20 protein-coding genes are annotated in these 25,834 nt (G+C 64.7%); 13 read left to right on the top strand and 7 right to left on the bottom strand.

Annotated features, from left to right (window positions below):
- From BM136_RS24370 to BM136_RS24360, 3 genes are all read right to left on the bottom strand, one after another.
- Positions 1-479, bottom strand: a 479-nt coding sequence (locus BM136_RS24370; RefSeq protein ID WP_217649372.1) for a hypothetical protein, incomplete at its 3' end; no start/stop codon positions are given.
- Between the two features lie 308 nt (positions 480-787).
- Positions 788-1,591, bottom strand: a complete 804-nt coding sequence (locus BM136_RS24365; RefSeq protein WP_092976887.1) for a tetratricopeptide repeat protein — start codon at positions 1,589-1,591, stop codon at positions 788-790.
- 12 nt (positions 1,592-1,603) lie between these two features.
- Positions 1,604-3,670: a bifunctional 2',3'-cyclic-nucleotide 2'-phosphodiesterase/3'-nucleotidase gene (locus BM136_RS24360; RefSeq protein ID WP_092976884.1), complete on the bottom strand. Its 2,067-nt coding sequence runs from the start codon at positions 3,668-3,670 to the stop codon at positions 1,604-1,606.
- 349 nt (positions 3,671-4,019) lie between these two features.
- Here BM136_RS24360 and minC point away from each other — a divergent pair, with 349 nt between their 5' ends.
- Genes minC through minE form a run of 3 tightly spaced genes read left to right on the top strand, consistent with a single transcriptional unit; the run spans position 4,020 to position 5,934 of the window.
- Positions 4,020-4,799 (top strand): septum site-determining protein MinC, encoded by a 780-nt coding sequence (minC, locus tag BM136_RS24355; protein ID WP_092976881.1) that lies wholly within the window; start codon positions 4,020-4,022, stop codon positions 4,797-4,799.
- Positions 4,800-4,843: 44 nt separating this feature from the next.
- Complete coding sequence (gene minD / locus BM136_RS24350) at positions 4,844-5,665, top strand: septum site-determining protein MinD (RefSeq protein WP_012436754.1); 822 nt, start codon at positions 4,844-4,846, stop codon at positions 5,663-5,665.
- A 14-nt stretch (positions 5,666-5,679) separates the two neighbouring features.
- Complete coding sequence (gene minE, locus BM136_RS24345; protein ID WP_024977189.1) at positions 5,680-5,934, top strand: cell division topological specificity factor MinE; 255 nt, start codon at positions 5,680-5,682, stop codon at positions 5,932-5,934.
- A 7-nt stretch (positions 5,935-5,941) separates the two neighbouring features.
- On the opposite strand, the gene BM136_RS24340 is transcribed toward minE, so the two are convergent.
- Entirely contained in the window at positions 5,942-7,174 is a 1,233-nt protein-coding gene (locus BM136_RS24340) for a citrate synthase family protein (RefSeq protein ID WP_092976878.1), read from the bottom strand.
- 107 nt (positions 7,175-7,281) lie between these two features.
- On the opposite strand from BM136_RS24340, the gene BM136_RS24335 reads away from it, so the two are divergent.
- Positions 7,282-8,715, top strand: a complete 1,434-nt coding sequence (locus tag BM136_RS24335; protein ID WP_092976875.1) for a CoA transferase — start codon at positions 7,282-7,284, stop codon at positions 8,713-8,715.
- 60 nt (positions 8,716-8,775) lie between these two features.
- Complete coding sequence (locus BM136_RS24330) at positions 8,776-9,633, top strand: 23S rRNA (adenine(2030)-N(6))-methyltransferase RlmJ (RefSeq protein ID WP_092976873.1); 858 nt, start codon at positions 8,776-8,778, stop codon at positions 9,631-9,633.
- Positions 9,634-9,660: 27 nt separating this feature from the next.
- On the opposite strand, the gene BM136_RS24325 is transcribed toward BM136_RS24330, so the two are convergent.
- Positions 9,661-10,890, bottom strand: coding sequence for a hypothetical protein (locus BM136_RS24325; protein ID WP_092976870.1), 1,230 nt, complete (start codon positions 10,888-10,890; stop codon positions 9,661-9,663).
- A 228-nt stretch (positions 10,891-11,118) separates the two neighbouring features.
- Here BM136_RS24325 and ppk2 point away from each other — a divergent pair, with 228 nt between their 5' ends.
- Positions 11,119-12,021, top strand: a complete 903-nt coding sequence (gene ppk2, locus BM136_RS24320; RefSeq protein WP_092976867.1) for a polyphosphate kinase 2 — start codon at positions 11,119-11,121, stop codon at positions 12,019-12,021.
- A gap of 105 nt (positions 12,022-12,126) precedes the next feature.
- On the opposite strand, the gene BM136_RS24315 is transcribed toward ppk2, so the two are convergent.
- Complete coding sequence (locus tag BM136_RS24315; protein WP_092976864.1) at positions 12,127-12,414, bottom strand: acylphosphatase; 288 nt, start codon at positions 12,412-12,414, stop codon at positions 12,127-12,129.
- Between the two features lie 280 nt (positions 12,415-12,694).
- Here BM136_RS24315 and BM136_RS24310 point away from each other — a divergent pair, with 280 nt between their 5' ends.
- The 3 genes from BM136_RS24310 (at position 12,695) to BM136_RS24300 (ending at position 17,165) form a co-directional block, all read left to right on the top strand.
- The gene (locus tag BM136_RS24310; protein WP_092976861.1) at positions 12,695-14,479 is read left to right on the top strand and encodes an ABC transporter permease; all 1,785 of its coding nucleotides are present in this window, start codon (positions 12,695-12,697) and stop codon (positions 14,477-14,479) included.
- 151 nt (positions 14,480-14,630) lie between these two features.
- Positions 14,631-16,004, top strand: a complete 1,374-nt coding sequence (locus BM136_RS24305; RefSeq protein WP_092976858.1) for an ABC transporter ATP-binding protein — start codon at positions 14,631-14,633, stop codon at positions 16,002-16,004.
- Positions 16,005-16,202: 198 nt separating this feature from the next.
- Positions 16,203-17,165: a mannuronate-specific alginate lyase gene (locus BM136_RS24300; RefSeq protein ID WP_092976855.1), complete on the top strand. Its 963-nt coding sequence runs from the start codon at positions 16,203-16,205 to the stop codon at positions 17,163-17,165.
- Positions 17,166-17,215: 50 nt separating this feature from the next.
- Here the strand turns inward: BM136_RS24300 and BM136_RS24295 are convergent, their stop codons facing one another.
- Positions 17,216-20,692 (bottom strand): autotransporter outer membrane beta-barrel domain-containing protein, encoded by a 3,477-nt coding sequence (locus BM136_RS24295; RefSeq protein WP_092976852.1) that lies wholly within the window; start codon positions 20,690-20,692, stop codon positions 17,216-17,218.
- 499 nt (positions 20,693-21,191) lie between these two features.
- Here BM136_RS24295 and BM136_RS24290 point away from each other — a divergent pair, with 499 nt between their 5' ends.
- From BM136_RS24290 to BM136_RS24275, 4 genes are all read left to right on the top strand, one after another.
- Positions 21,192-22,238, top strand: coding sequence for a dienelactone hydrolase family protein (locus tag BM136_RS24290; protein WP_092976849.1), 1,047 nt, complete (start codon positions 21,192-21,194; stop codon positions 22,236-22,238).
- A 54-nt stretch (positions 22,239-22,292) separates the two neighbouring features.
- Positions 22,293-23,255, top strand: a complete 963-nt coding sequence (locus tag BM136_RS24285) for a chromate resistance protein ChrB domain-containing protein (protein WP_092976890.1) — start codon at positions 22,293-22,295, stop codon at positions 23,253-23,255.
- A 26-nt stretch (positions 23,256-23,281) separates the two neighbouring features.
- On the top strand, positions 23,282-24,454 hold the full coding sequence (locus BM136_RS24280) for a chromate transporter (RefSeq protein WP_092976846.1): 1,173 nt from the start codon (positions 23,282-23,284) through the stop codon (positions 24,452-24,454).
- 178 nt (positions 24,455-24,632) lie between these two features.
- Positions 24,633-25,808: a DUF4382 domain-containing protein gene (locus tag BM136_RS24275; RefSeq protein ID WP_092976842.1), complete on the top strand. Its 1,176-nt coding sequence runs from the start codon at positions 24,633-24,635 to the stop codon at positions 25,806-25,808.
- Positions 25,809-25,834: the final 26 nt, after the last annotated feature.

The raw sequence follows: 25,834 nt of genomic DNA, 5'->3' as shown, positions 1-25,834 counted from the left end.
GTCACCTCGGCCGTCTTGTAGAAGGTGACGAAGGCCTTGGCATACATCGGCTGGACCGACCACATCCCGTTGATAGAGCACATCAGCTCGTTGTTCGGGTTCTCGGTGTCCCTTCCCGTGACCCAATAGATTTTTGTCGCGCAGTTCGGATATTGGGCGGCCACCGCGTAGCCGATGCCCGCAACATTCGTGCTGTAGACGCGCCGGCCATTGAAGGTTCCGGCATATGTGCCATAACCCTTAATCCCGAAGTCTTGCCACGTGAGGGTGGGGCTGGTGTTCACGCATCGATAAGCCGGCACGAGTTCGGTAGAGATGGCGGTACCGATCTCCGAGCCAACGGGTAAATCGCGCTGGACGACCAGGTTTGGAGGCTGGATGGTGGTGAGGCTTGTGTAGGTCTGACACTGGTAGGCGAATGCGCATTTCGCACTCGCCAACATCGCACCGACGGCTACCCTCGTGAAGACTGCGCGCATCTAGTTCTCCGCTGAAAGAAGTGCACGGAGCAGACCCGCGTGCCGGCAAGGCACATCAACTTCCTGCAAAGACAATTCCACGCCGCCGTTCTGGCATTGAATGGTGTGGATGCGGGGAGGTCGATTCCTGTCCGGAGCGCTGTCCGTGGCCTACGTTGCATAGGCCACGCAATTGTTTCAGCGGCACACCGCCGAACGAATAGGACGGCTCTTACTTTTTTTTCTGGAGTGATGCGGCCAGCGCGGCGCCCCAGGTGTGAGTGCGGCGCGTGCGTGAGGACGGCCGGAGCGGACCGGCCGTCGGGCGTTCAAGGTGCCAGCGCCGGGTGCTTCAACGCATGCGCCGTTTCGATCCACTGCTGGTGATACGCCGCATCGTCGCGCTTGAGACCCAGCTCGCCGTTCTGATATGCCATCGCCAAGGCTTGCACGGCCTCTGGCAATTCGTGCTCGGCGGCGTCCTGGTACAACGCCAGCGCGCGGGCCTCATCGCGCGGCACACCATCGCCTTCACGGTACGCGTTGGCCAGCATGAACATCGCTGCCGGAATCTCGCGACGGGCAGCACGATCAAACCAGTGTGCAGCCTGTACGGTGTCGATGGCCGTGCCGTAGCCGCTGCGATACATCACGCCCAGGTAATACGCGGCCGCCGCGTCGCCCTTGTCAGCGGATTGACGCAGCAGACGCAGCGCGCGCGGATAGTCGCGCTCCACCCCGCCGGTGCCGAGCAGCAGCGCCTTTCCCAGCGACAACTGCGCACGCGCATCGCTCGATGCAGCGGTTTCGAGCCAGCGCATCCCTTCGTTTCGCAAGGTACCGTCGTGCGCACTGAGCAAGGCTTCGCCCAACGCGGATTGCGCCGGCACCAAACCGCTGCGTGCGCGCTGACGCAGTTGCTGCAGCGCCTCGGGCTCCATCGCTTGCACGACCATCGCGCGCCACGATTCCAGCTGCGTGGCGTCCATGGTGGGCGCTTGGCGTGAGTGCGACAGCCAACCGCCAGCCGTCACGATGATCGCCAAGGCCGCGGCCACCGTGAGCATCGGCACCGACTGGCGCGGAGATTCCATGGCTGGCGCGCCAACCCATGCGGAACGAAGAGAAGGCATGGCGTGTTCCTCTTACTGCGTCAGATCGATCTGGTACAGCGACAGCCCCTTGTTGGTGCCGTCATCGGCCTGATACAGCGTGACGTTGTTGATGCCCGCCGCCCCGGCCGCCGTCAGCTTGCCCGCCGCCGACGGGAACACCACCGTTGCCGCCGACGTCGCCAGCTTCGTAAAGCGCCAGCTGCGCTGCGAACCGTTGGTCGCACGCTTCACGCTGCCGATCTTCTTGATGTAGCTGATCAGCACATCGCGGTTGGCATCCGGCGACGCGTAAATCGTCTTGCTGCCATCAAGGCCGGGGAAGTTGCCGCCGCCGCTTGCGCGGTAGTTGTTAGTGGCCACGATGAACTGCGCTGCCGGGTCGAGTGCCACGCCCTTGTACATGAGGTTCTTGATGCGGCTGCCCACGGGCTGCGTGACATCAATCTCATACGTCAGGTCCGGCGTGGTGAACATATCGAAGTTGTAGCCCGGGAAGGTGCTCACCAGTTTCTGCACCGTCGCTTGCGTCGGGTCGATGGTGTTGAAGCGCTTGGCCGCCGTCTCCAGCCAGTTCTTGATGTCGGAGCCTGCCACCTTCACGGCGTAGACCGTGTTCGGATACAGGTACAGGTCAGCCGCGTTGTTGATCGCCAGCGGGCCAGCCGCCACATCGGTGAAATCCGTACCGCCACCAAAGCCGCTCTTGAACGGTGCGCTCACCGACAGCACTGGCAGCGAAGCGTACTGCGGCAGGTTTGCCTGAACATACGCCGACACGTAATCCGCCTGCGCCTGGTTGACGATCTCGATGGCACCCGGATCGCCCACGTCGGCAAAGTACGTGCTCATGTTGAAGTCGGTGCTACCCACCGGCGTCTTCACATAGTTGATCGTCGCCTGGTGTTCGGTGGCGATGGCTGCGGAAACGGTCGGGTCGGCCGCCACGTACGTTTTGTCCGCGTTCTGGATCGAGCGCGCCTCCACCGTGGTCTGCGTCTTGTCGACGGCCCAGTTCGTGCCGTTGAACGTCAGGCCAAGCTTGATCACACCCAGGTGCTTGCCCCAGTAGTTGGCCATCACCGTCGGCACACCGTTCACGGTGCCGGCCACCTTGTCGACACCCGGCAGGTTGAACTGACTGACGGTGCTCTTGGCGTCCGGGAACAACTGGTGCGAATGGCCGATCAGCATGGCATCGATGCCCGGCACGGTGGACAGCCACCAGCTGCCGTTCTCCATCGTTGGCGAATACGTGGAGTTGTCGAGCCCGCCGTGCGAAATGGCCACCACCAGGTCGGCGCCCTTCGCGCGCATTTCGGGGATGTACTTGGCGGCCGTTTCCTTGATGCCGACGGTATAAACCTTGCCGTCGAGCCAGCGCTTGTCCCAGCTCGTGATGGTGGGCGGCGTAAAGCTGATGATGCCGACCTTGACCGGCGCGGTGATGGTGCTGCCGTCCGGCGCCGTGGCCGTCACCGTCTTGGTGATGATCGTGTACGGCTGGAACAGCGGCGCATTCGTCTTTGCGCTCACCACGTTGGCCAGCACCTGCGGGAAGGTCGGGCCCGCGCATTTCTTCTGCGTGGCCGGATCGGGCAGGCCATCGACGTTGAACGTATTGCCCGTGACTTGCGACAGATACGGCAGGCCGTAATTGAACTCGTGGTTGCCGATGCCGCCGCCGTCGTACTTGGCAGCGTTCATCACCTTGTAGATCGCCAGCGTCTGGTCGCACGTGACCGGGCTCACCATGGCCTGGTAATCCGACAGCGCGGTGCCCTGGATGGTGTCGCCGTTGTCCAGCAGCAGCGTGTTCGGGAATTGCGTGCGCGCCTGGTTGATGAGCGTTGCCACGCGCTCGAAACCGAGCGAGTTGTCGGCCGCGAGCTTGAAATAGTCGTACGACAACACGTTGGTGTGCAGGTCGGTCGTTTCCAGCACGGCCAGCGTGGCCTTGGTGCCGGCGGGGGCAGCACTGGCGGCAGGCGTGGCGCTGCCAGTGGAGGGGCTATCGTCGCTGCCGCCACAGGCAGCCAACGACATCGACAAAAAAACAGCAAGCGGCAACGCCGCCGAACACAATGGTCGGACTCGCATGAACTTCTCCCTGAAGTCTATTTTTTCGTATGCGAACTACGGACTGCTGAATGCGAATTGCGAATTGCTGATGAAGCGAATGACGCGCGGACGCGCACGCAGAATCGGGGAACCGTTTGCGCAACGCGAAAGGACAACAGACTGGGCCGGGGGGCGCAGAAGCGGAGAAGTATCAAAAGCGTGCATGACGATGCTGTGACCATCGCATGACATTTGCGCGTGGCCCCGGCGGTGTGGAGAACAGCGCCGGCTGCGGGTCTCAGCCGGATGGCGGAGCGGCGGGGCCAAAAAATCCAAGGCGTTTCGTCAACAACGTTAGAATGAGCCCATTTTTCCGCGTAGCCGTTCTATGTCCCAGAAGAAAGCGCCGCTGTTCGAGATCCGCAGCGGCACCGTCGATGCCCTGCTGCTGTCGCCGCGCACCGCCGACATGGACGCCCTGGCCGCCGAACTCACGCGACGCTTTGCCGACACGCCGGAGTTTTTCTCCAACGACGTCATTGCCATCGATGTGCGCCGGCTGGCTGAAGACGAGCGCCTGCCCATCGACCGTTTGGTGGAGACGCTGACCTCGCTGCGCGCCCGCGCGATCGGCGTGGTTGCCAGCCCGGAGCAGGCTGAGTGGGCCCAGGCCTTTGGTCTGCCGCTGCTCGACAGCCACGGCCGCCGTCCGCGTGGCGAGAAAGACGCCAAGGACAACGGCGAAGGCCAGGACGCCCCCGAGCACGCCCAGGCTGCTGAAGCGCCGGCCCCCGCCCCTGCTGTTCCCCCCGTCGATGCCGCTGCCATGCAGCCCGGCACGATGATCATCGATCGTCCGTTGCGCTCCGGCCAGCGCATTTATGCGCGCGGCGACCTCGTCGTGCTCGACCTGGTGAGCGACGGCGCCGAGGTGATCGCCGAGGGCAACATTTACGTTTATGCCTCGCTGCGCGGTCGCGCGCTGGCGGGCGTGAAGGGCAACCTGGACGCGCGCATCTTCTGCACGTGCCTGGAGCCTCAACTAATTTCCATCGCCGGCATCTACCGCACCGGCGAAACCCCGTGGCCGGAGCCCTACGCCAGCAAGCCTGCGCAGGTCCGGCTCGCGGACAACACGCTGGTTTTCGAACCGTTGCGGATGAAGTGACGCACCCCGTGCGCCGAGCGATTTAACTTTTCGATATACGAGCCATGACCAAGATCATCGTAGTCACCTCCGGCAAGGGCGGCGTCGGCAAGACGACCACCAGTGCGGCGTTCTCTGCCGGCCTTGCGCTGCGCGGCCACAAGACCGCCGTCATCGACTTCGACGTCGGCCTGCGCAACCTCGACCTCATCATGGGCTGCGAGCGCCGCGTCGTGTATGACCTGATCAACGTGATCCACGGTGAGGCCAACCTGAACCAGGCCCTCATCAAGGACAAGAAGTGCGAAAACCTGTTCATCCTCCCCGCCTCGCAGACGCGCGACAAGGATGCGCTCACGCGTGAAGGCGTCGAGAAGGTGATCGAAGGCCTGAAGGAAATGGGCTTCGAATACATCGTCTGCGATTCGCCCGCCGGTATCGAATCGGGCGCGCTGATGGCGATGTACTTTGCCGATGAGGCCATCGTCGTGACGAACCCGGAAGTCTCTTCGGTGCGCGATTCGGATCGCATCCTGGGCATCCTGTCGTCCAAGTCGCGCCGCGCAGTGGAAGGCAAGGAGCCGATCAAGGAACACCTGCTGCTCACACGCTACAACCCGAAGCGCGTGTCCGAAGGTGAAATGCTGTCGCTCACCGACATTCAGGAAATCCTGCGCATCAAGCTGATCGGCGTGATTCCGGAATCGGAGGCCGTGCTGCAGGCGTCCAACCAGGGCACGCCCGCCATCCACATCGAAGGCTCCGACGTGGCGAACGCCTACCACGACGTGATCGACCGCTTCCTGGGCAAAGAGAAGGAACTGCGCTACGTCGAATACAACAAGCCGGGCTTCCTGCAGCGCCTGTTCGGCGGCAGCGGTAAATAAGGAGACGCACATTCATGTCGATTCTGTCTTTCCTGCTGGGCGAGAAGAAGAAGACTGCGACCGTCGCCAAGGAACGTCTGCAGATCATCCTCGCCCATGAACGTACCGCCAGCGGTGCGCCTGCCGACTACCTGCCCGCGCTGCAACGCGAGCTGGTGGCCGTGATTTCGAAGTACGTAAAGATCGGCAACGACGACATCAAGGTCAACCTCGAGCGCCAGGACAACCTGGAAGTGCTTGAGGTGAAGATCGAGATTCCGCAGGCCTGATCGCGCCTTAGCGCACACGGATGATGCGGCCCGCCGGTGCGTCCGGCGCGGCCGGCATCGGCCCCACATAGGCGGCTCTCGGGCGAATCAACTGCCCCGCCGCGCGCTGCTCCAGCGCGTGCGCAATCCAGCCTGCCGTACGTCCCGCCGCAAACAGGCCAAAGCCTGAACCTTCCGGCAGCCCGAGTACACGCCGGGTGGCCACCAGCGCGAAATCCACCGATGGCCCATCGCCGGTCAGCCCGGCCACGGCATCCATCACGGTTTGCAGCCGCCTGCGTACCGCGCCCGTCTTCGGCAACTGTGCCAGGATTGCACCAGCGCGCGGGTCGGCCTTGCGATACAGCGGGTGGCCAAAGCCCGGCAACGCATCGCCGCGATCAAGCCGACGGCGCAGTGCCGTTGCCACGGAACGCTCCCCTTCCAGCTCGCTCAGCAATGCCTCCACGCGCGCCGTGGTGCCGCCATGGCGGCCACCGGTGAGCGCAGCCAGCCCTGCACTGACCACGGCGCCCAGGCTGGCGCCGGTTGATGCGACCACGCGCGCTGCAAAGCTCGAGGCATTGAGTTCGTGATCGGCGCAGAGCACCAATGCGACGCGGATGGCCTCTGCGGCGCGAGCATCAACGTTCCATGCCTGCTGGCATTGCAGATGCACGTGCGCAGCGTCGGGCTTGCGCCCGAGCATGGCGGCAAATACCACGCGCAGGAGTGCGCCGGCATCGCGCGCTGTGCGTGCGGAATCCTGGCGCCACGCGGCCTCGTCCAGCGCCGGCAAGGCAAGCGCGCACAGCGCCATGCAGCGTTGGCGGATGTCCGCGTCTGCCAACGACGTGAGCGCTGCGTACCAACTTTTCGGCAACACCGGCGGGGGCGCGTTGAAGGCCGCCGCCTCTTCGCATTGCCAGAGTTGCGCCGCAACGGCCTCCAGCGTGGCGCGTTCGGCCAATTCCACAGCAGGCGTGCCGCGATAGAACAACTGCCCGTGATCGATCAGCGTGATGGCCGATTCCATGACCGGTAGGCCCCAGTCCAGCGCGTGGCGCACCACCTGGCGCGGGCGCCGTCCGCCGGAACGCTGATCTGCCAGGCGTGCCACATCGGCTTCGCGGTAGCGGCTGCCGCGTCCATCGGGCGACGGGTACGCCGCCAGCAGCCCGCGGCTCACATAGGCGTACAGCGTTGGGCGCGAGATGTGCAGGCGCGCGGCGGCTTCGGCGGCATTGAGGTAGGTCGTCATCGGGCCGGTTGAGGTGGACGCCAATTGAGGTTGATCAGTCTAGTCAATGTTGACGCTATCGGCGGTGCGGGACTGTAATGGGCGCACTTTCCCCGCGGAGCCCCGCCATGCCGTCACCCGTTGCTGATGTGGTTGATCCTTCCATGCAGACTGTCAGCTCCGCCGGCGCACTCAGCCAGTTGTGGAGCGTGCTCGGCCAGCCGGCCGACGCGCTGTCGCGCGCAACGTTGACGGGCGCTGAGCCGGCGCTGCCGTCGTCGTTTGCCGTGGGCACGCTCGCGCAAAGCACCATCGCTGCCGCTGCGCTTGCGGCGGCGCAGGTCGACACGTTGCGCAGCGGGCGGCAGCAGACCGTGTCGGTCGACATGCACCATGCCGCGCTGGAATTTCGCTCCGAGCGTTACTTCCGTCTCGATGGCCAGTTGCCGCTCGAACCGTGGGACAAGATTGCCGGGCTCTACCGCTGCGGCGATGGCCGCTGGGTGCGCCTGCACACCAATTTTCCGCATCACCGTGACGGCGTGCTGAAGCTGCTCGGCTGCGCGTATGACCGGACCGCCGTGGCCACCGCGCTGAACCAATGGAACGCCGAGGCATTTGAAGAGGCGGCCGCGCAGGCTGGCATGGTCGTCACCGCCGCGCGCACGTTTGAAGAGTGGGACGCGCACCCGCAAGGCATCGCCGTCGCAAGCCAGCCGCTGATGACGATCGAACGCATTGGCGATGCGCCTCCGCAGCCGCTGCCGGCGCATGCCGATGGCCGACCGCTCTCGGGCGTGCGCGTGCTCGACCTCACGCGCGTGATTGCCGGCCCCGTCTGCGGCCGGACGCTGGCCGCGCATGGCGCAGACGTGCTGCTCGTCACGGGGCCGCATCTGCCCGCCATCCCGCCGCTGGTGATCGATACCGGGCGCGGCAAGCGTTCCGCGCAACTCGACTTGCGCGATGCAGCCGCTGCCCAGCAACTCCGCACGCTGCTGCGCGACGCCGATATCTTCGTGCAGGGTTACCGGCCCGGGGGCTTGGCGGCGCTGCAGTTTGGTCCCGAGCAGGTCGCCGCGCTGCGCCCCGGCATCGTCTACGTCAGCCTGTGCGCATACGGCTATGACGGCCCGTGGGCCAATCGCCGAGGCTTCGATTCGCTCGTGCAGACCGCCAGCGGTTTCAACTGGGCCGAAGCGCAAGCCGTCGGTGAGGCCAAGCCGCGTCCCCTGCCCGCACAGGCGCTGGACCACGGCGCTGGCTACCTGATGGCAGCTGGCGCGATGACGGCGCTGGCACGGCGCATGACGGAGGGCGGCAGCTGGCACGTGCGTGTGTCGCTCGCGCAGACGGCGCATTGGCTGCGCAGCTTCGGACGCATGGCCAACGGGTTCGATGCGGCCGACCCGCGCTATGAAGAGATCGGTGCGTATCTGGAAACGTCGCCGTCTGGTTTTGGCGCGCTCACGGCGCTGCGCCACGCGGGGCAGCTTTCCGACACGCCGCCGCACTGGGCGCTGCCCAGCGTGCCGCTGGGGACGCATCCCGCGCGGTGGTAGGATTCGCGCCTACCGTTTTCTCTGCCCGCGTCTGATACTCCGGGCGCACATGGCCCGCCGATGCTCAGTTACCGTCACGCCTTCCACGCCGGCAATCACGCCGATGTCCTCAAGCACGCCGTGCTTGTGCAGATGCTCGATTACCTCACGCAGAAGGACAAGCCGTTCTGGTACATCGACACGCACGCCGGTGCCGGCCTCTACGCGCTGGACCACGAATGGGCGCAGAAGAAGGCCGAGTTCGATACCGGCATTGGCCCGCTGTGGCGCGCGGCCCAAGCCGGCGAAACACTGCCGCCCCTGCTCGACGCCTACCTCGACCAGGTGCGCGAGCTGAATCCCAACGGTGAACTGAGGCACTACCCGGGCTCGCCGTGGCTGGCGTGGCAGATGTTGCGCGACGCCGATCGCCTGCGCCTGTTCGAGCTGCACAGCTCCGAGATCAAGGTGCTGTCGAACAACTTTCGCGGCGCCGGGCGCAAGGTCATGCTGTACGACGGCGATGGTTTTGCCGGCATCAAGGCGATCCTGCCCCCGCCGCCGCGCCGCGCGCTGGTGCTGATCGATCCGTCGTTTGAAGACAAGCAGGATTACGCCCGCACCGTGCAATCGCTGCAGGACAGCATGCAGCGCTTTGCGACCGGCATGTATGCGGTCTGGTATCCGCTCGTGCAGCGGCGCGAAGCCGCGCAATTTCCCTCGCGGCTGAAGCAGTTGCGCCCCAAGGATTGGCTGCACGTCACGCTCACCGTCAGGCACCCGGTCGAGGGTGGCCTGGGCTTGCACGGCAGCGGCATGTTCATCGTCAACCCGCCGTGGACGCTGAAGGCGCAATTGCAGGAAGCCATGCCCACGCTGGTGCGCCTGCTCGGCCAGGACGACGGCGCCAAGTTCATGCTGGAAGGCGAATCGAGCTGAGGCCGTTGCCTCATCTGGGCCATCCCCTCAAACGTCTTCAGGTGCGGTCTGTGCCGGATGCGATTCCAGCGGATAGCGGCGCAAATCCGCTGCCACGTGCGCAATGCGCCCAGCCGCCTGCGTTACCTCTCGTACACCACTGGCACCTAGGACCCGTGCCGTCTCGGTAGCGTGGATCTGCTGGCGCAGGGGCGCCATCCAGAGTTCGCCCATCTGCACCGGCTCGGTTGATTGCTGCGCTTCGCTTGCGAGCGGTGGCGCCAGCTTGGCCGGGTCGACGGGCCGGCTCATTTTTCTTGGCACACGTTCCGCGAACTCGGCGCAGATGACGGCTGTCGGGTCGCAGATCGCGTTGTCCGGGAACCGGAAATCGGGCCCCAGCTTCTTCATCTGGCGCTGCAGGTGCTCCTGGATGCGCGGTTCGTGCTCGACTTGCAGTCTGCGCATCGCTGCGTGGGCTTCGGCGCCGCTGGCCTTGTCGTAATGGTGTTCGATTGCGGTGCCCTGCTCGTCTGCCGAAAAGACGCCGTCTTCAGCAAAGATGGCCGGGCCTTTGCCCCATGCGTCCATGACGATGTCGTGCGTGCGATCCGAGGTTTCGCCATGCAGCTCGGCCCACACGTGGTCCACCGTTTTGCTGCTCACGGCGTGGACGCGCTCGCCGTCCTCCAGCTTGGCGGCGTGAAGAAACGCCGCCACGTTGGCATGGTCCCCGCAATTGCCGGCCTGCGCCGCCATCGCGCCAGCCGCGGCGCGGATGTCGGCTGGGTACTTGAACAGAGGGCCTTTCTTCCGGATACATGTGCCGGGCAGATACTTCCTCCCGATGCGCCGGCCAGCCGCGGTGCGGATCGTGCTTTGGCCGTTGCTGTCATTGATGTCGGCAGTCACATTGCCGCGGCCATGCGCGAGCGCCTGGCGGGTCTCCATGACGGTTTCATTTCCGCGCTTGAGCCGCTCGAGCGCCGGCCCCTCCACTGGGCGGCCATCGACCTGGCGCGCGTGTACATAACCGCCCAGTTGGCACTCGCCGTCGGACAACGCCTTGCGCGTATCTGGCACCAAGGCCTGAATCTCGACCTGCCGCTGGCGAATGCGTTGGGCGTCAAAGTTGGCCAGGCCCTGCAACGTTACCGGTGCGCGGCGTGGCGGGTGTGACGCAGAGTCCGCCGGTTGGCCGGTTGAAGTGGAAGCGCGCTCCTCTGCCGGCGGCGTGGTGCGGAAGCAGTTTAGGATCGATTGCAATGGACGCGGCATGGGCGGCTCCTGTGGCCCGCCAGATACGCGGCGGCGCAGGTAGATTACGGGCGCCGTGGCGGACGATGGCGCTGCCGGGCGAAAGCCTGGCGCGATAGGCGAAGCAACGCCATGTCACTCCCCTGCCACATGCTTGTGCTACCTAGTCGGGCTTAGACTTGCACTGCGCTGCCCATGCGCAGCGCCCCCTCTCGGCAATATCCGCAAGATCGGCAGGAGCAACACACCATGAGCGAACGTGACGCGGCCCGACAGGCGCGCCTGCAGGAAGACCTGCTCGACACGCTTGACGAAGAACTGGAGATGGAAATCGACGACCACCTGCTCGGTGGCGGCGAAGGCATCAGCGACGAAGCGCGCGAAACGCGACGCATGTACTTCCGCGAGCTGTTTCGTCTGCAAGGCGAACTCGTCAAGCTGCAGGACTGGGTGATCGAGACAGGCCACCGGCTGGTGGTGATCTTCGAAGGGCGCGATGCCGCCGGCAAGGGTGGCGCCATCAAGCGCATCACGCAACGACTGAACCCGCGCGTGTGCCGCGTGGCTGCGCTGCCCGCTCCCACCAATCGCGAACGTACGCAGTGGTACTTCCAGCGCTATGTGGCGCACCTGCCGGCCGCTGGCGAGATCGTCCTGTTCGATCGCAGTTGGTACAACCGCGCCGGCGTCGAACGCGTGATGGGTTTCTGCACCGACGAGGAATACGACGAGTTCTTCCGCTCCGTGCCCGAGTTCGAGAAGATGCTCGTGCGCTCAGGCATCCAGATCGTCAAGTACTGGTTCTCGGTGACGGACGAAGAGCAGGAAGTGCGGTTCCAGAGCCGTATCGACGATCCGCTCAAACAGTGGAAGCTGAGCCCGATGGACCTGGAAAGCCGCCGCCGCTGGGAAGCCTATACGCAGGCCAAGGAGGCGATGCTCGAGCGCTCGCACATTCCCGAATCGCCATGGTGGGTGGTGCTGGCGGACGACAAGAAGCGTGCGCGCCTGAATTGCATCGATCATCTGCTTGGCCAGGTGCCTTACCACCCGGTGCCGCATTCGCCGGTGTCGCTGCCGGAGCGGGTGCACCACGAGGAGTACATCCGCCACCCGGTGCCGGAAGACATGATCGTACCGAGCGTGTACTGATCAGCCTGCAGCGCCATCGGCGATAGAAAGAAGGGCGGCCTGCCTGGTCGCCCTTTTTGTTTCAATGCACGCCTTCAGTTGCGTGGAAGACCGCTGTGCCGAGAATTACACCGTCGGGCGGATCTCAAAACCATGGACGAGCACTTCATGCTCGCCCGTCACCACGTCCAGCTGCGTGACCCGGGCGCTGTCCGGCCCCTCCCACATCCATTCCCGCATGCTCAGCACATTGGCCTCGGGGCCGGCCAGGAATGCCTCGACCGCCCCGTCGCGGCGGTTGCGCACCCACCCACGCAGACCCAGCAGGCGGGCGCGGTCGGCACACGCGGCGCGGTAACCAACGCCCTGCACGCGGCCTTGTACGGTAACGATCACTTGCGCAATGACGGACATGGCAGCCTCCGAGGCGAACCGGCAGGTGATGTGTTGGATAAAACATGACAAACCGGCGCTGTCGCATCTCTGTCACATTTCTGGAATGTGACGTCGTCAGACTGACAACCGCGCGGCGGGCTCTGACGTTACGCAAGGTAAACTAGGCGGCTTGCCGCCGGGTGCCAAGCAGCGCTTGCGCCGAGCACTGCGCTCAGCCCCGCACGCCATGTATTGCGCCTCGGCCCCTGGGCCTCGAGGCGCCCGAATTTCGTCCGCGGTTTCCGTCCCGGTATCCAAGATGCAGCAAAACGACAACGAAACCACCATCCGGGGCCGCTTCGGTACCACCTTTGGTACCAATCTGGGCGTCAACTTCGGCAATCTGCTGACCGCGCCGCCCAACCGGTTTGACCTGGCGCTGCTGCCCATCATCCTGGCCGCCATCGTGCTCGTGGCCTATGCCGCCAAGCAGATGAACGTGCCCTACACGCCTGGCGAACAGCTGGACGTGAGCCTCGACGTCATTGAACTGCCCTATTACCTGCTGCGCACCAGCATCCGCATGCTGCTGGCGCTGGGCGCGTCGCTGGCGTTCTCGTTTGCGTTTGCCGCCATCGCTTCCAAGAACCGCACGGCCGAGAAGGTGATGGTGCCGGCGCTGGACATCCTGCAATCGATTCCGGTGCTGGGTTTCCTGTCGATCACGGTCACGGGTTTCATTGCGCTGTTTCCGGGCAACCTGGTGGGCGTGGAATGCGCGGCCATCTTCGCCATCTTCACGTCGCAGGCGTGGAACATGGCGTTCTCGTTGTATCAATCGTTTCGCACCATCCCGACCGATCTGGAAGAGGCCGCCACGGTGTTCCGGCTGTCCAAGTGGCAGCGCTTCTGGCGCCTGGAAGTGCCGTTCGCCATGCCGGGCCTGCTGTGGAACATGATGATGTCGATGTCGGGCGGCTGGTTCTTCGTGGTGGCGTCGGAAGCCATCTCGGTGTCGGGCCACGACATCAAGCTGCCGGGCATCGGTTCGTATATCTCGCTGGCGATCCAGCAGCAGAACCTGCCGGCCATCGGTTGGGCCATCCTGGCCATGCTGATCGGCATCATCCTGTACGACCAGTTGCTGTTCCGCCCGCTGATTGCTTGGGCAGACCGCTTCCGCTTCGACACGATGTCGTCGGAACGCGAACCGCAATCGTGGCTGCTTGACCTGCTGCGCCGCTCTGAATGGGTCAAGGCGCTGCTTGAGCGCACCGCCGCACTGGCCGAGCGCACGCTGTCCTGGGGTGCCGAGCGCACGCGGCCAACCGCTGTCGGCGGCAACGGGTTCCTGCCGCGCTTCCCGTGGTCGCACCGCATCGCTGATGTCGTCATCATCCTGGCCGCGCTGGTGGCCGTGGCGCACGTGCTGCAATTCGTGCGCTCCGAGGTGGGCTGGGCCGAGGTCGGCCATGTCTTCTGGCTCGGCTTCCTGACCATGGTGCGTGTGATCCTGCTGATTGCCCTGGCCGCGCTGGTGTGGGTGCCGATCGGTATCCGCATCGGCTTGAACCCGAACGTGGCACGCATCGCCCAGCCGGTGGCGCAGTTCCTGGCGGCGTTCCCGGCCAACCTGATGTTCCCGCTGGCCGTGATGCTCATCGCGCGCTTCGCGCTCAACCCCGAAATCTGGTTGAGCCCGCTGATGATTTTCGGCACGCAGTGGTACATCCTCTTCAACGTGATTGCCGGTGCGTCGGCCATCCCGACCGAGCTGAAACTGGCCGCCCGCAACTTCGGCCTGCGCGGCTGGCTGCTGTGGAAGCGCTTCCTCATTCCCGCCGTGTTCCCCAACCTCCTGACGGGCCTGGTGACGGCCGCAGGCGGTTCGTGGAACGCCAGCATCGTCTCCGAATACGTGTCCTGGGGCGACCGCACGCTGGTGGCAACGGGCCTGGGCAGCTACATCGCCGAGATGACATCGAAGGGCGACTTCCCGCGCATTGCACTCGGGATTGCCGTGATGAGCTTGTTCGTGGTCGGCTTCAACCGGCTGCTGTGGAACCGCCTGTACGACATAGCCCAAGAGCGCACCCGCCTGTAAGAACATGCTCATGATCCCGCTGCGCACCCCGAACTTGACCCTGCGATGCTCGCCGTACTCATGTACGGCTGCGCGTCTCGGGCCAACCGCTGGGCGCTCGCTACGGATCTTGAGCACGTTCTAAGACGACCTTATTTTGCAGAGAACACACATGGTTACCACCAGCACCCATAGCCAGAGCGCTGAAAGCGTCATGGAGCTGCGCGGCGTCTCGAAGATCTTCCGCACCGCAGACCACACCGACCGCGCCGTGCTCGAAGGCGTGGACCTCAACCTGCGCCAGGGCGAGATCGTCGCCATGCTGGGCAAATCGGGCTCGGGCAAGTCGACGTTGCTGCGCATCATGGCGGGCCTGGTGCGCGCCGATCGCGGGCAGGTGCTGTTTCGCGGGCGTGAATACTCCGGCCCAGTGCAGGGCATCGCGATGGTGTTCCAGTCGTTTGCACTGTTTCCGTGGCTGACCGTGCAGCAGAACGTGGAGCTGGGCCTGGAGGCGCAAGGCGTGGCCAAGGCCGAGCGTGAAGAACGCGCTGAACAGGCCATCGATCTGATCGGCCTGTCGGGTTTCAACAGCGCCCTGCCCCGCGAACTCTCCGGCGGCATGCGCCAGCGTGTGGGCATTGCGCGCGCGCTCGTCACCGAGCCCGACCTGCTGCTGATGGACGAAGCGTTTTCAGCGCTCGATGTGCTGACCGGCGAGAACCTGCGCGACGAAATGCTCGACCTGTGGGAAGGCCGCCGCACCAACATCAAGAGCATCCTCATCGTCTCGCACAACATCGAAGAGGCGGTGATGATGGCGGATCGCATCGTCATCCTGTCGAGCGATCCGGGGCGTATCCGTGCCGAGGTGCGCGTGCCGTTCCCCCGCCCGCGCAATCGTGATTCGGCCGCCGTGCGCAACCTCATCGACGAGGTGTACGGCCTGATGACCTCGCCGGAGCGTGTGGGCGTGCATGTGGGCGTGGAGCCCGCCGCCGAGCAGCTTGCCTACCGCCTGCCCGATGCCGAAATCGGCCAGATGGAGGCCATTCTCGACCTGCTGGTCGAAGCACCGTTCAACGGCCGCGCCGACCTGCCGCATCTGGCAGAAGAAGCCGGCGTGACCGACGACGACCTGCTGCCCGCCTGCGAAGCGCTGGCCCTGCTGCAACTGGCCACCATTGAGCGTGGCGACATCATCGTCACCCCGTTCGGCAAGACCTACATGGAAACCGAACCACCCGAGCGCAAGGTGCTGTTCGGCCAGAAGCTGCTGGAGCGCGTGGCCCTGGCCGCGCACATCCGTGCCGAGCTGGACGCCAACGAAGACGGCGAGATCCGTGAAGAACATGTGCTGCGCGAACTGGAGGCGTACCTCAAGCCCGAAGAAGCCGAACGCGTGCTCAAGATCGGCATTGAATGGGGCCGCTACGGCGAGGTGTATGAGTACGTCTACAACACCGGCATGCTGACCCTGCCTCGTGAAGAGCGCGAGGAACGCGAAGAGCGGGAGGCGCAGGAGGGTGGGGATAACGCGGCGTAAGCGCACCTCGCTGCTGATGTCAGAAGAGCCGCTCGATGCGGCTCTTTCTTTTTGCAACTGCTTCAGTTTGTAACCCTCGTCAACGCTGTCTTGCACCACGGCGTTTTGCGTGGGCGGACGCCGCGTTCACACGCGCCCGCGCGCGTTCCACGTCTTACTCGCCAGCCGTCCTTTGCCGCCCCGCCCCCGGAGGTCGAAATGCGCCGTGCGTCCGTTCAAACGTTGTTAGCCATTTCGCTGGGCATTGGCGCCGGCTTCAGTGTGGTGCATGCAGCCCGCGCCTGTGAGATTCCCGCACCCGTCCGGACGATCGATCCGCCCGGCTTTTACGACGATGCAGCGGGCTACGCGCGCGACGTGAAACCGATGCGCAATTTCATCGGGCATCTCAACGCGTCGGCCGACAAAGGCGATTGGACCTGCGTACTCAGCCAACTCCGAACCTGGGCCGATGCCGATGCGCTGATGGGCAAGATTTCCGGCTATCAGGGCTACTACGAGCGGTCATGGGCGGGAACGGATTTCGCCATGGTGCTGCTGCGCATGCCGAACGACATCCGCAAACAGAACCAACCGCAGCTGGATGCCATCGCTCCGTGGCTCGAACGCATTGCGATCGCCACCCGCAACGCCGAGGCAATCAACCATCTGCACAACAACCTGGTGTATTGGGCCGGCCTCAACCTGATTGCCATCGGCACCGTGACGGACAACAGCGACCTGATCAACTCCGGGCTGCTGCGCGTTCGCGAGGGCATCCGCGATATCGGCCCGGACGGGGCACTCGCACGTGAGGTCAAGCGAGGCAATCGTGCGCTGCACTACCACACGTTCGCGCTGATTCCGCTGGTGTTTGCCGCAGAACTGGTGCAGCGACGCAATATCGATCTGTACCGGGAGAACGGCCATGCAATTGGCCGCTTGGCGAACCTCGTGATCGAGGCGGTGATGGATCCGGCGAGCTTCGAAAAGATCACGCCGATCAAGCAAGAGCTGTTTCCGTGGACTTTCCAGGATGAGCTGTGCTGGATGGAGCCTTACTACGCGCATGTGCGCGACCCGCGCCTGCCTGCCCTGATTGCACCGCGCCGCCCGTTTGCCGAATGGCGGCTCGGCGGCAGCGTCACGGCGGCATGGGGCGCAGAGCTGCCCGGCCATTGAGCCGGCCGAGCAGTGCTGCGCCGCGTTGGCGTCTTGCTACGCGCGACGGCTTACCAACCCCAGCGCACCCCAGCCTTGCCGTTCACCCCATGCAAGCGGCGGTCCGCGCTGACTTGGTAGCCGAGGCTGGCATAGAACACGCCGTTCTTCGCCACCTGCGCCGTGAGGCCGCCCGTCAGCTCCAGCGTCGTGCTCGGCAGTTGCGACGTGAACGGCACGAAGCCACCATCCGGCGACGACATCTGTGTGCCCGTCTCACCGCGGAACTCGTGCCACACATTCGCACGCACCCACGCGGTGTGCTGACGTTCCGGCGATTCACCCCAGCGCTTGCTCACGCGCACGCCCAGGCGGCCGAGCGTCGAGTTCACCGAGTTGAAGCGCACATCGGCAGCACCGTCGTTGGCATCGGCAAACGCGGCACGCTGAACCACGAGCTGCGCTTGCGGCTCGACACGCCATTGCTGCGACAGCGCGATCGGGTAGCCCGCCTCGAGCGATGCGGCGTAACCGAGCGCATGCGTCTTCAGACCGTTCACGCCGTGCGGCGAGGCATCGGCGTCGTAGCGCGTGCCCTGCACCACGCCATCCAGATACCAGCCTGACGGACCGAAGTGCGTCCAATACAGGCCGACCGTGTTGGCGTTGACGGTGTCACGGCCGGCGTCTGCGCCATCGGCGTGCGTCACGTCTGCCGCGATGCGGCCGGTGGCGAAGTAACCGCCGGCATGGTCGTGGCTGCCGTCCTCGCGCTGGCGCTGGTAGACATCGGCACCGACCTGCACGCCGCCGAAGTCGTAGCTGAACGCCGGGCCTTGGTTACCGTAGATACCGTTGCCATCCGACATGCGGCTGCCCTTCTGCGCGATCACGCGTGCCCAGCCGGTGCGCAGCACGGGAGATGTGCCTGCCGGTGCGGTGGCCTGGTTGCTCTCTTCACCCACGCGTTCGTGCAGCGTATCGAGCAGCGCGCGGCCGTACAGCAAGGTCAGCGACGGAATGGCGGTGTAGAGCGAGACTTCCGGACGCAATGCCGCTTGTGTGGAGCCCGTGCCAGCGCCGCTGGTGCCCTCGGTTGCTGTCTGCAGAGTGCGCAGATACCAGCTGTCCGCACTGGCCGAGCCACCGCGTTGCAGCGTGTATTCGTACGGGCCGGCGACCACACGGTTGGCGAGTGCGAAGGCATTGGCCTGCGTGGACGCGCCATTGATCGCGCTGACGACTTCGATGCCATCACCCGTGGTTCGCGCACCGGCGCCGCCGGCATTGGTGACGCGCACCGCCGTATTGCCGCTTGCCGTGCCGCCCGAAATGACGAGCTTGTCTGTCGGCGAGTTGTCGGTGCCCAGCTTGGTGTTGATGGCCAGCACGCCGCCATTGCCGACGTAGTTGCCGTTGACCACCAGCTTGTTGCCGACGCCTGCGCCACCAACCTGCACCGTGCCGGCGTTATTCAGCAACCCGTTGATCGTCAGGCTGCCGCCGCCAGCGTTGGCAAACGCCGCCAGCGCATCGGCCACGGCCACCGTGCCGTTGTTCGTGACGGCGCCGTTCACGGTGCCGTAGCCGCCCAGCGTGGCGTTGGCCGCGATCTGGACAGTGTTGCCGCTGCCGCCCGCCATCGGCCGCAGGCTCTGCGGCGCATTGGCGGCCGACACGCCGAGCGCGGCACTGGCGTGTGTCGCGTCGCCGATGGCCAGCGCCCCGCTGGCGACCAACGTGTCGCCCCGGATCGCGTTGTTGGCGGTGAGCACGGTCGTGCCCGTGCCGGCCTGCGTGATACCGCCCGTGCCGGATACGGTGCCGCCGAAGGTGAACACGTCCGATCGGTTGAACGTCAGTGTGCCGTTGTCCACCACATTGCCCAGGACCGAGCCCGACGTACCACCGTTACCGAGTTGCAACGTCCCCGCAGAGATGGTCGTGCCGCCCGAATAGGTGTGATCTGCCGTCAGTACCGTCGTGCCGGTGCCGCTCTGATTGACCGCGCCCGTGCCGGAGACCTGACCACCATACGTGTACGTATCGGATCGGTTGAAGGCCAGCGTGCCGTTGTTGGCCACGTCGCCCACGATGCTGCCCGACGTGCCGCCATTGCCGAGTTGCAGCGTACCGGTGGCGATGGTGGTGCCGCCCTGGTACGTGTTGTCGCCCGCCAGCACCAGCGAGCCGCTGCCGGCCTTGGTGAGCGCCCCCGCACCCGAAATGCCCTGGTTCACAGTCGACGTAAAGCCCTGGGTGTCAATCGTGCCGTTGGCATTGGTGATGCTGACGGCGCGCGTGGCGGCCACATCCACATTGCCCGTCAGTTGCAGCGTGCCGCCGTTGAACGTCAGGCCGCCCGTAGTGCCGCCCAATGCGCTGTCCGCACCGATGGCGAGCGTGCCTTGCGTGATGGTCGTGCCGCCGCTGTACGTATTGCCTGCACCGAGCGTGAGCGTGCCCGTGCCGGTTTTCTCCAGCGCACCTGCACCGACGATCTGGCCGGCATAGCTGCCATCGACGTCCTGCTGGAAGCGCACCAGGCCGTTGTTCGTCACAGCCTTCGTCACGCTCAGCGCGTCGCCTTGCAGCGTGCCCCCGGCGTCCACCTGCATCGAGCCGGTGTAGGTGCCGTTGTTGCCTTGCAGGATCAGCGTGCCTTGCTGCACCTCCGCATTGGTGACGCCCATGCTGGCGAGCGTCTTGGACAGCGTCCACGTGCCGCTGTCCTGCTTCTGCAGCGTCTGGAAGTTGGTGATGGTGCCCAGCGTCGCGCTGTCGGTGCCGTTGAGCGTGATGACGTTGGCACCGCCGCCGCCGTTGATGCTGCCGCTCACCGACGAGCCGGTATAGAAGTGCAAGGCATCATTGCCGCCCGCAAAGATCAGGTTGCCGATCACCTTGCCGCGGTTGGTGAAGTCGACTGACCCGTTGCCCGACGCGCCCATCACGTTGCCGTTGGCGACGTCCGTCTGGATCGTCCCCGTGGCGTTGTTGATGACCGTGTTGCCGCCGGAGGTGTTCTGGAACCAGATCGCCGCGCCGTGTGCCGATTTGATCAGGCCGTCATTGACGATGGTGTTACCCGTGCCTTCAGGGTTGACAGCCTCTCCGCTCAACTGTGTGCCGTTGGCCAGCACCTGCGCGCCTTGCTGCACCGTCAGCGTGCTGTTGTTGCGGAAGTCGATCGCATTGCCGCCCGTACCGTAAAAGCCGGAGTTCGACACGGCGTTCGCGCTGACCGTGCCGCCGGTTTGCACCGTGATGTTGGCGTTGTCGCGCAGGGCAATGGCGCTGGTGTCACCCACCGCCAGCGTGCTGCCGTTCTGCACTGTCACCGTGCGGTTGTCTTCTGCCGCCACGTTGCCGGAGCCGACGGTGGATGTGGTTGGGTTGGGTGCCGCCGTATCGCAGACGGTGGTCTGCCCGGTGGTGGTGCAGTCTGCATGCGCAAGCGCCCCAAACAAGGCGAATGGCGAAGCAACAAGCGCGATGGAGACAAACTGAAGCCGCCCGCGGCGGCGCTGGAACAATGGCGTAGACATACGTTTGCGTCCGCGCGCACGCGAAAAGAAGCCGCTACGTCTGTCCCCCCGGACAGACGTAGCGCGATTTGCGCAGACTTCCCCTTCTTATCTTTGATGGTTTGATGAAGTCCAACTTCCCCGGTGGGCCGATCATCTCGCTAAGGTTGTCTCTGAACCTGCCCCGTCTTTAGCGGTGCACATGCCAGACCAACTCATCGCTACGAGCATCAGCCCTGTCCGCGCGACTTGACCCACTGCGTCTATTTTTTAAAGTGTTGCGGACGGCGTGATTCTAGGAATGCCAATCAATAGCGATGTACAAAGAATGTAAAAATCAACGGTATTTGAGAATGTGTTCCTTCCCAACATCGAATGAGCCGCGTTTTATTTCCATTCAATAAAGAAAGAAGCGAAGAGCCTCTGCCAACCCAGGATTCCAGCGATGCCCCTTTCTCCGCTGTTGAAAGAACAAATGAGAGGCTGCGATGATTTGCGCGATGAAAAAGACGCCTCGTGTATGCGCGCGTGGCGGTGGAATGCAATCGGCGTGTTGATGCTTGGCATCTTCGTCATCGCGCTGATCTGCGCACCTGCATCAGCCCAGGAAATCGTCAACGACCTCTCTGCAAAACCAACTGGCCGGATTCACTTCAACAGCGCCACCCCCAAGAGCAAATGGGAGCTGGTGCATCGCAAGTTCGACAAGTCGCCCACGCCCATCTGGGGCACGTTGTATCTGCCCGAGAACCTGCAGGGCCGCGTGCCTGCGATGGTGATCTCGCATGGCTCGGCGGGGCCGCAGCCAAAGGACGTCGACCGGTGGGTGCGGCTGTTCAACCAGATGGGCATGGCCGCGTTCATGGTGGATTCGTTTGGCCCACGCGGCATCACCAACACGATGGACAACCAGGCGCAGTTGAACCCCGCAGCCAATGACGCCGATGCGCTGTTCGCGCTCAAGCTGCTGAGCACCGATCCGCGCATCGACCCGAAGCGCATCGGGCAGATCGGTTTCTCGCGCGGCGGCGGTGTGGCACTGGACATGACGCTCGATGCGTTCCGCAAAGGTGTCATCGATGACGACACCCGGTTTGCAGCGCTCATCGGTTTCTACCCTGGGTGCTCTGCACTCTGGTGGGAAGTGCCGCCGCCACGGCTGGCAGGTGCCCCGCTGATGCTCGCGCTGGGCGAGAAAGACGACTACACGCCCGCGCAGCTCTGCCGCAATGCCGCCGAGATCATGCAGCGTGACGGGCAGGCCGTTGACGTGCACGTCTACCCCAGCGCGTATCACGACTTCGACAACACGCGTGCGTACTTCAAGTACTTCCCCGGAGCGACCACGGCGCGCGAGTGCCCGCAGACGATGATCGACGTACAGCACGATGCGTACTACCACCTGCAGACCGGCGAAAAGTACGCCAGCCTGCAGGCCATGGAGGCGGACTACAAGCGCTGCACCGTCCGGGGCGTATCCACTGGCGCCAACCTGGACCAGGCTCAGCGCGCGGAGGCAGACGTCAAAGCGTTCCTGACGAAAGCCATGGCTCTGCCGCCGCGCTGATGTAGGGACCTCTACAAGATTGCAGCGGTTATGACGCACGCCTATGCTGCCGTCATGACCGCCTCCCCCGATTCCTGGCTGCTCCTGATCGTCAGCCTGCCCACTGCCCGAGCCACCGCGCGCATGCGTATCTGGCGCGCCATCAAGGCCATCGGCTGTGCGGCCTTGCGCGATGGCGTCTACCTGCTGCCTGGGCGCGCCGAACACGCGGCGCAGCTCAATGACCTGGCAGACGAGACATTGCAGGAAGACGGCCAGGCCTGGGTACTGCGCGTGCAGGCCAGCGACGCGGCGGAAGACGCGGCCTACCGCGCCCTGTTCGACCGCACGCCCGACTACGCTGACTGGCTGGCGGAGCTTTCTGAAGCGCGCAAGACGCTCCCCGACTTGCCCGCCTCCGAGCGCAACCGGTTGCTGCGCCGCCATGCCCGCGCCTACGAGGCCATCCGCAAGATCGATTTCTTCTCTAACGAAGCGACCTTGCGCGCCGATGCGCAATGGCGCGACTTTGCTGCGGCGGCCGAAGCCACGCAATCGGCGGGCGAGCCGCGCGCTGCTTCTGGCGGCATTCCCCGTCGTGATCCAACCCAATACCAGGGGCGCCTGTGGGCAACACGCCGGCATTTGTGGGTGGACCGCGTTGCCAGCGCGTGGCTCATCCAGCGCTTCATCGATCCGCACGCGCGGCTCCTGTGGCTCGACAGCCCGGCGGATTGCCCTGCCGATGCGCTCGGCTTCGACTTTGATGGCGCAGCGTTCACGCATGTTGGCGAGCGCGTTTCGTTTGAGGTGCTCATCGCCAGCTTTGGGCTCGATGAAGACGCCGGGCTCGCGCGGCTGGGCGCCATGGTGCATGCGCTCGACGTGGGCGGCGCGGCCACGCCTGAAGCCGGCGGGTTCGAAGCCATCCTTGCGGGCGCCCGCAAGCGGCTGGCGGACGACGATGCCTTGCTCGCGGAGATCGGCATCGTGCTCGATTCGTTGTATGTGCATTTTTCCGGCAGCCGGAAAACATGATCGCAGTCACCCATCGCAGGTAGCTTATGAACATTGCCCTAGAACGCCCCGCCTACACGCTGCGCCAACTGGTGTTGTACTTCCTCCGGCTTGGCGCGCTGGGCTTTGGCGGCCCGGTGGCGCTGGCCGGCTACATGCGCCGCGACCTCGTTGAAGCGCGCCACTGGATCACCGAAGCCGACTACAAGGAAGGCCTTGCGCTTGCCCAGCTCGCGCCGGGGCCGCTCGCTGCGCAACTGGCCATCTACCTCGGCTACGTGCACTACCGCATCGTCGGCGCCACGCTGGTCGGCATGGCCTTCGTGCTGCCTTCGTTCCTGATGGTGGTGGCGCTGGGCTGGGCCTATGTGCGCTTTGGCGGGCTGACGTGGATGCAATCGGTGTTCTATGGCGTGGGCGCGGCAGTGATCGGCATCATCGCCATCAGCGCGCACAAGCTCACCACCAAGAGCGTCGGCAAAGACAAGCTGCTGTGGGCTATCTACCTGTTGCTGGCGGCGGTGACCGTCGTTACGGAGTCCGAGGTGGCGTGGCTGTTTCTGGCGGCCGGCGTGCTGGTGTGGTTCTGGCGCGCGCCGCCCAAGTGGCTGCGCCAGGGCCGCATGAACGCGGTTGCCGTCACACCCGTGGCAGCGGCCAGTGGTTTGCTCGGCACGATCGATTGGCCCTTGCTTGCGCAGCTTGGCGCGTTCTTCGCCAAGGCGGGGGCGTTCGTATTCGGTTCGGGGCTCGCCATCGTGCCGTTCCTCTACGGCGGCGTGGTCACGGGGCACCACTGGCTCAACGAAAAGCAGTTCGTCGACGCGGTGGCCGTGGCGATGATCACGCCCGGCCCGGTCGTCATCACCGTCGGCTTTATCGGCTACCTGGTGGCGGGCCTGCCCGGCGCGTGCGTGGCCGCGCTTGGCACGTTTCTGCCGTGCTACCTGTTCACCATTCTGCCGGCGCCGTACTTCAAGAAGTACGGCAAGCTGCCTGCCATCCTGGCCTTTGTCGATGGCGTAACAGCAGCAGCCGTGGGTGCCATTACCGGCGCGGTAATCGTCCTGGCCAAGCGCTCGATCGTCGATGTGCCGACGGCGCTCTTGGCCGTGGCCACAGTGTTGCTGCTGGTGAAGTTCAAGAAGCTGCCCGAGCCGGTGATCGTGGCGGGGGCAGCGTTGCTTGGCTTGGGCCTGTATCCGCTGCTGCATCGCTGACACACGATCGGCGGTGCCCTGCCGCGCGCCGCAATATCTTCGGCGCACCGCAAGCGTTTGCAACCCAAATGGGTGAGACCACACTCACCCCTGCGGCGTTACGATTGGTTTCAAATCGACCAAAGTGCGTGCCATGGCCAGGACTATGCTTCGGGCACCCCCACCCGAGGAGATAACCATGAAAACAACTTATCGGAACATCCTGCTTGCATTGCCTCTGCCGTTCCTCATCGCTGCATGCGGCGGCGGGGATGGCGGCACGGATGCCGGCACGGGCACCCTGCATGTCTCGATGACGGACGCACCGTCCTGCGGCTTTGATCACGTCTACGTCACGGTCAACAAGGTGCGCGTGCACGCCAGCGCGTCGGCCGCCGACACCGACGCCGGCTGGACCGACATCGCGTTGGCCACACCGCAGAAGGTCGATCTGCTCTCGCTCACCAACGGCGTGCTGACTGATCTCGGTACGGCGCCGCTGCCCGCCGGGCAATATCAACAACTGCGCCTGGTGCTGTCTCCCAATCAGGGCAACACGCTGGCCAATTCCGTGGTGGTCACTGGCTCGTCGACCGAGCAGGCGCTGGCCACTCCCAGCGCCGCGCAGAGCGGCTACAAGATCATCCAGCCCTTCACGGTGCAGGCCAACACGCTGGTCGATCTGGTGCTGGATTTCAATGCCTGTAAATCCATCGTGCAACAGGGCAATGGCGGCTACAGCCTCAAGCCTGTCGTCACGGCAACGCCCACGGTCGTGAGCGGCTCGATTACCGGCTACGTGCCCGCCGCACAGGCCGGTGCCACGGTCTATGCCGAGCAGAACGGTCAGGTCATCCGCGGCACGGTGGCGGACTCCACGGGCAAGTTCGTCCTGTCTCCGCTGGTGCAGAGCAGCACCAATGGTGCATATGACGTGGTGATCGTAGACAACGCGCTGCCGACCGGCCACGCCACGGGCATCATCCGCACCGTACCTGTCACGGCCAGCACCACAACCACGGTTTCCACCACCGGTGCGCCGATCACGCTGCCGGCCTCCACCACCAATACCGCCTCCGGCACGGCCACTGCATCAGCGCAGGCCACGCTGCGTGCCCTGCAGACGGTGAGCTCGGTGTCATACGAGATCACCTCGGCCAATGCCAACCTCGATACCGGCGCGTACTCGCTGGCGTTGCCTGCAGCCGCGCCGCTGGTCGGCACGTACAGTGCGACGCTGCCGATTACGCTGTCGGCGGTGTCGGCATCGGCGGGCCAGTATTCGGTCCAGGCCACCAGTGCATCGGGCACCACGCTGAGCAATCCGGTCAACGTTTCGGCCGGCAACCAGACCGGCGTCAACTTCAGTTTCTAACCAGGGAAAAAAGGGGCGGAGCCCGC

Origin of the sequence: Ralstonia sp. NFACC01, assembly GCF_900115545.1 — a bacterium.
GTDB lineage: Bacteria > Pseudomonadota > Gammaproteobacteria > Burkholderiales > Burkholderiaceae > Ralstonia > Ralstonia mojiangensis.
The sequence above is the reverse complement of the archived record's forward strand: the minus strand, read 5'-3'. Positions and strand labels throughout refer to the sequence as shown.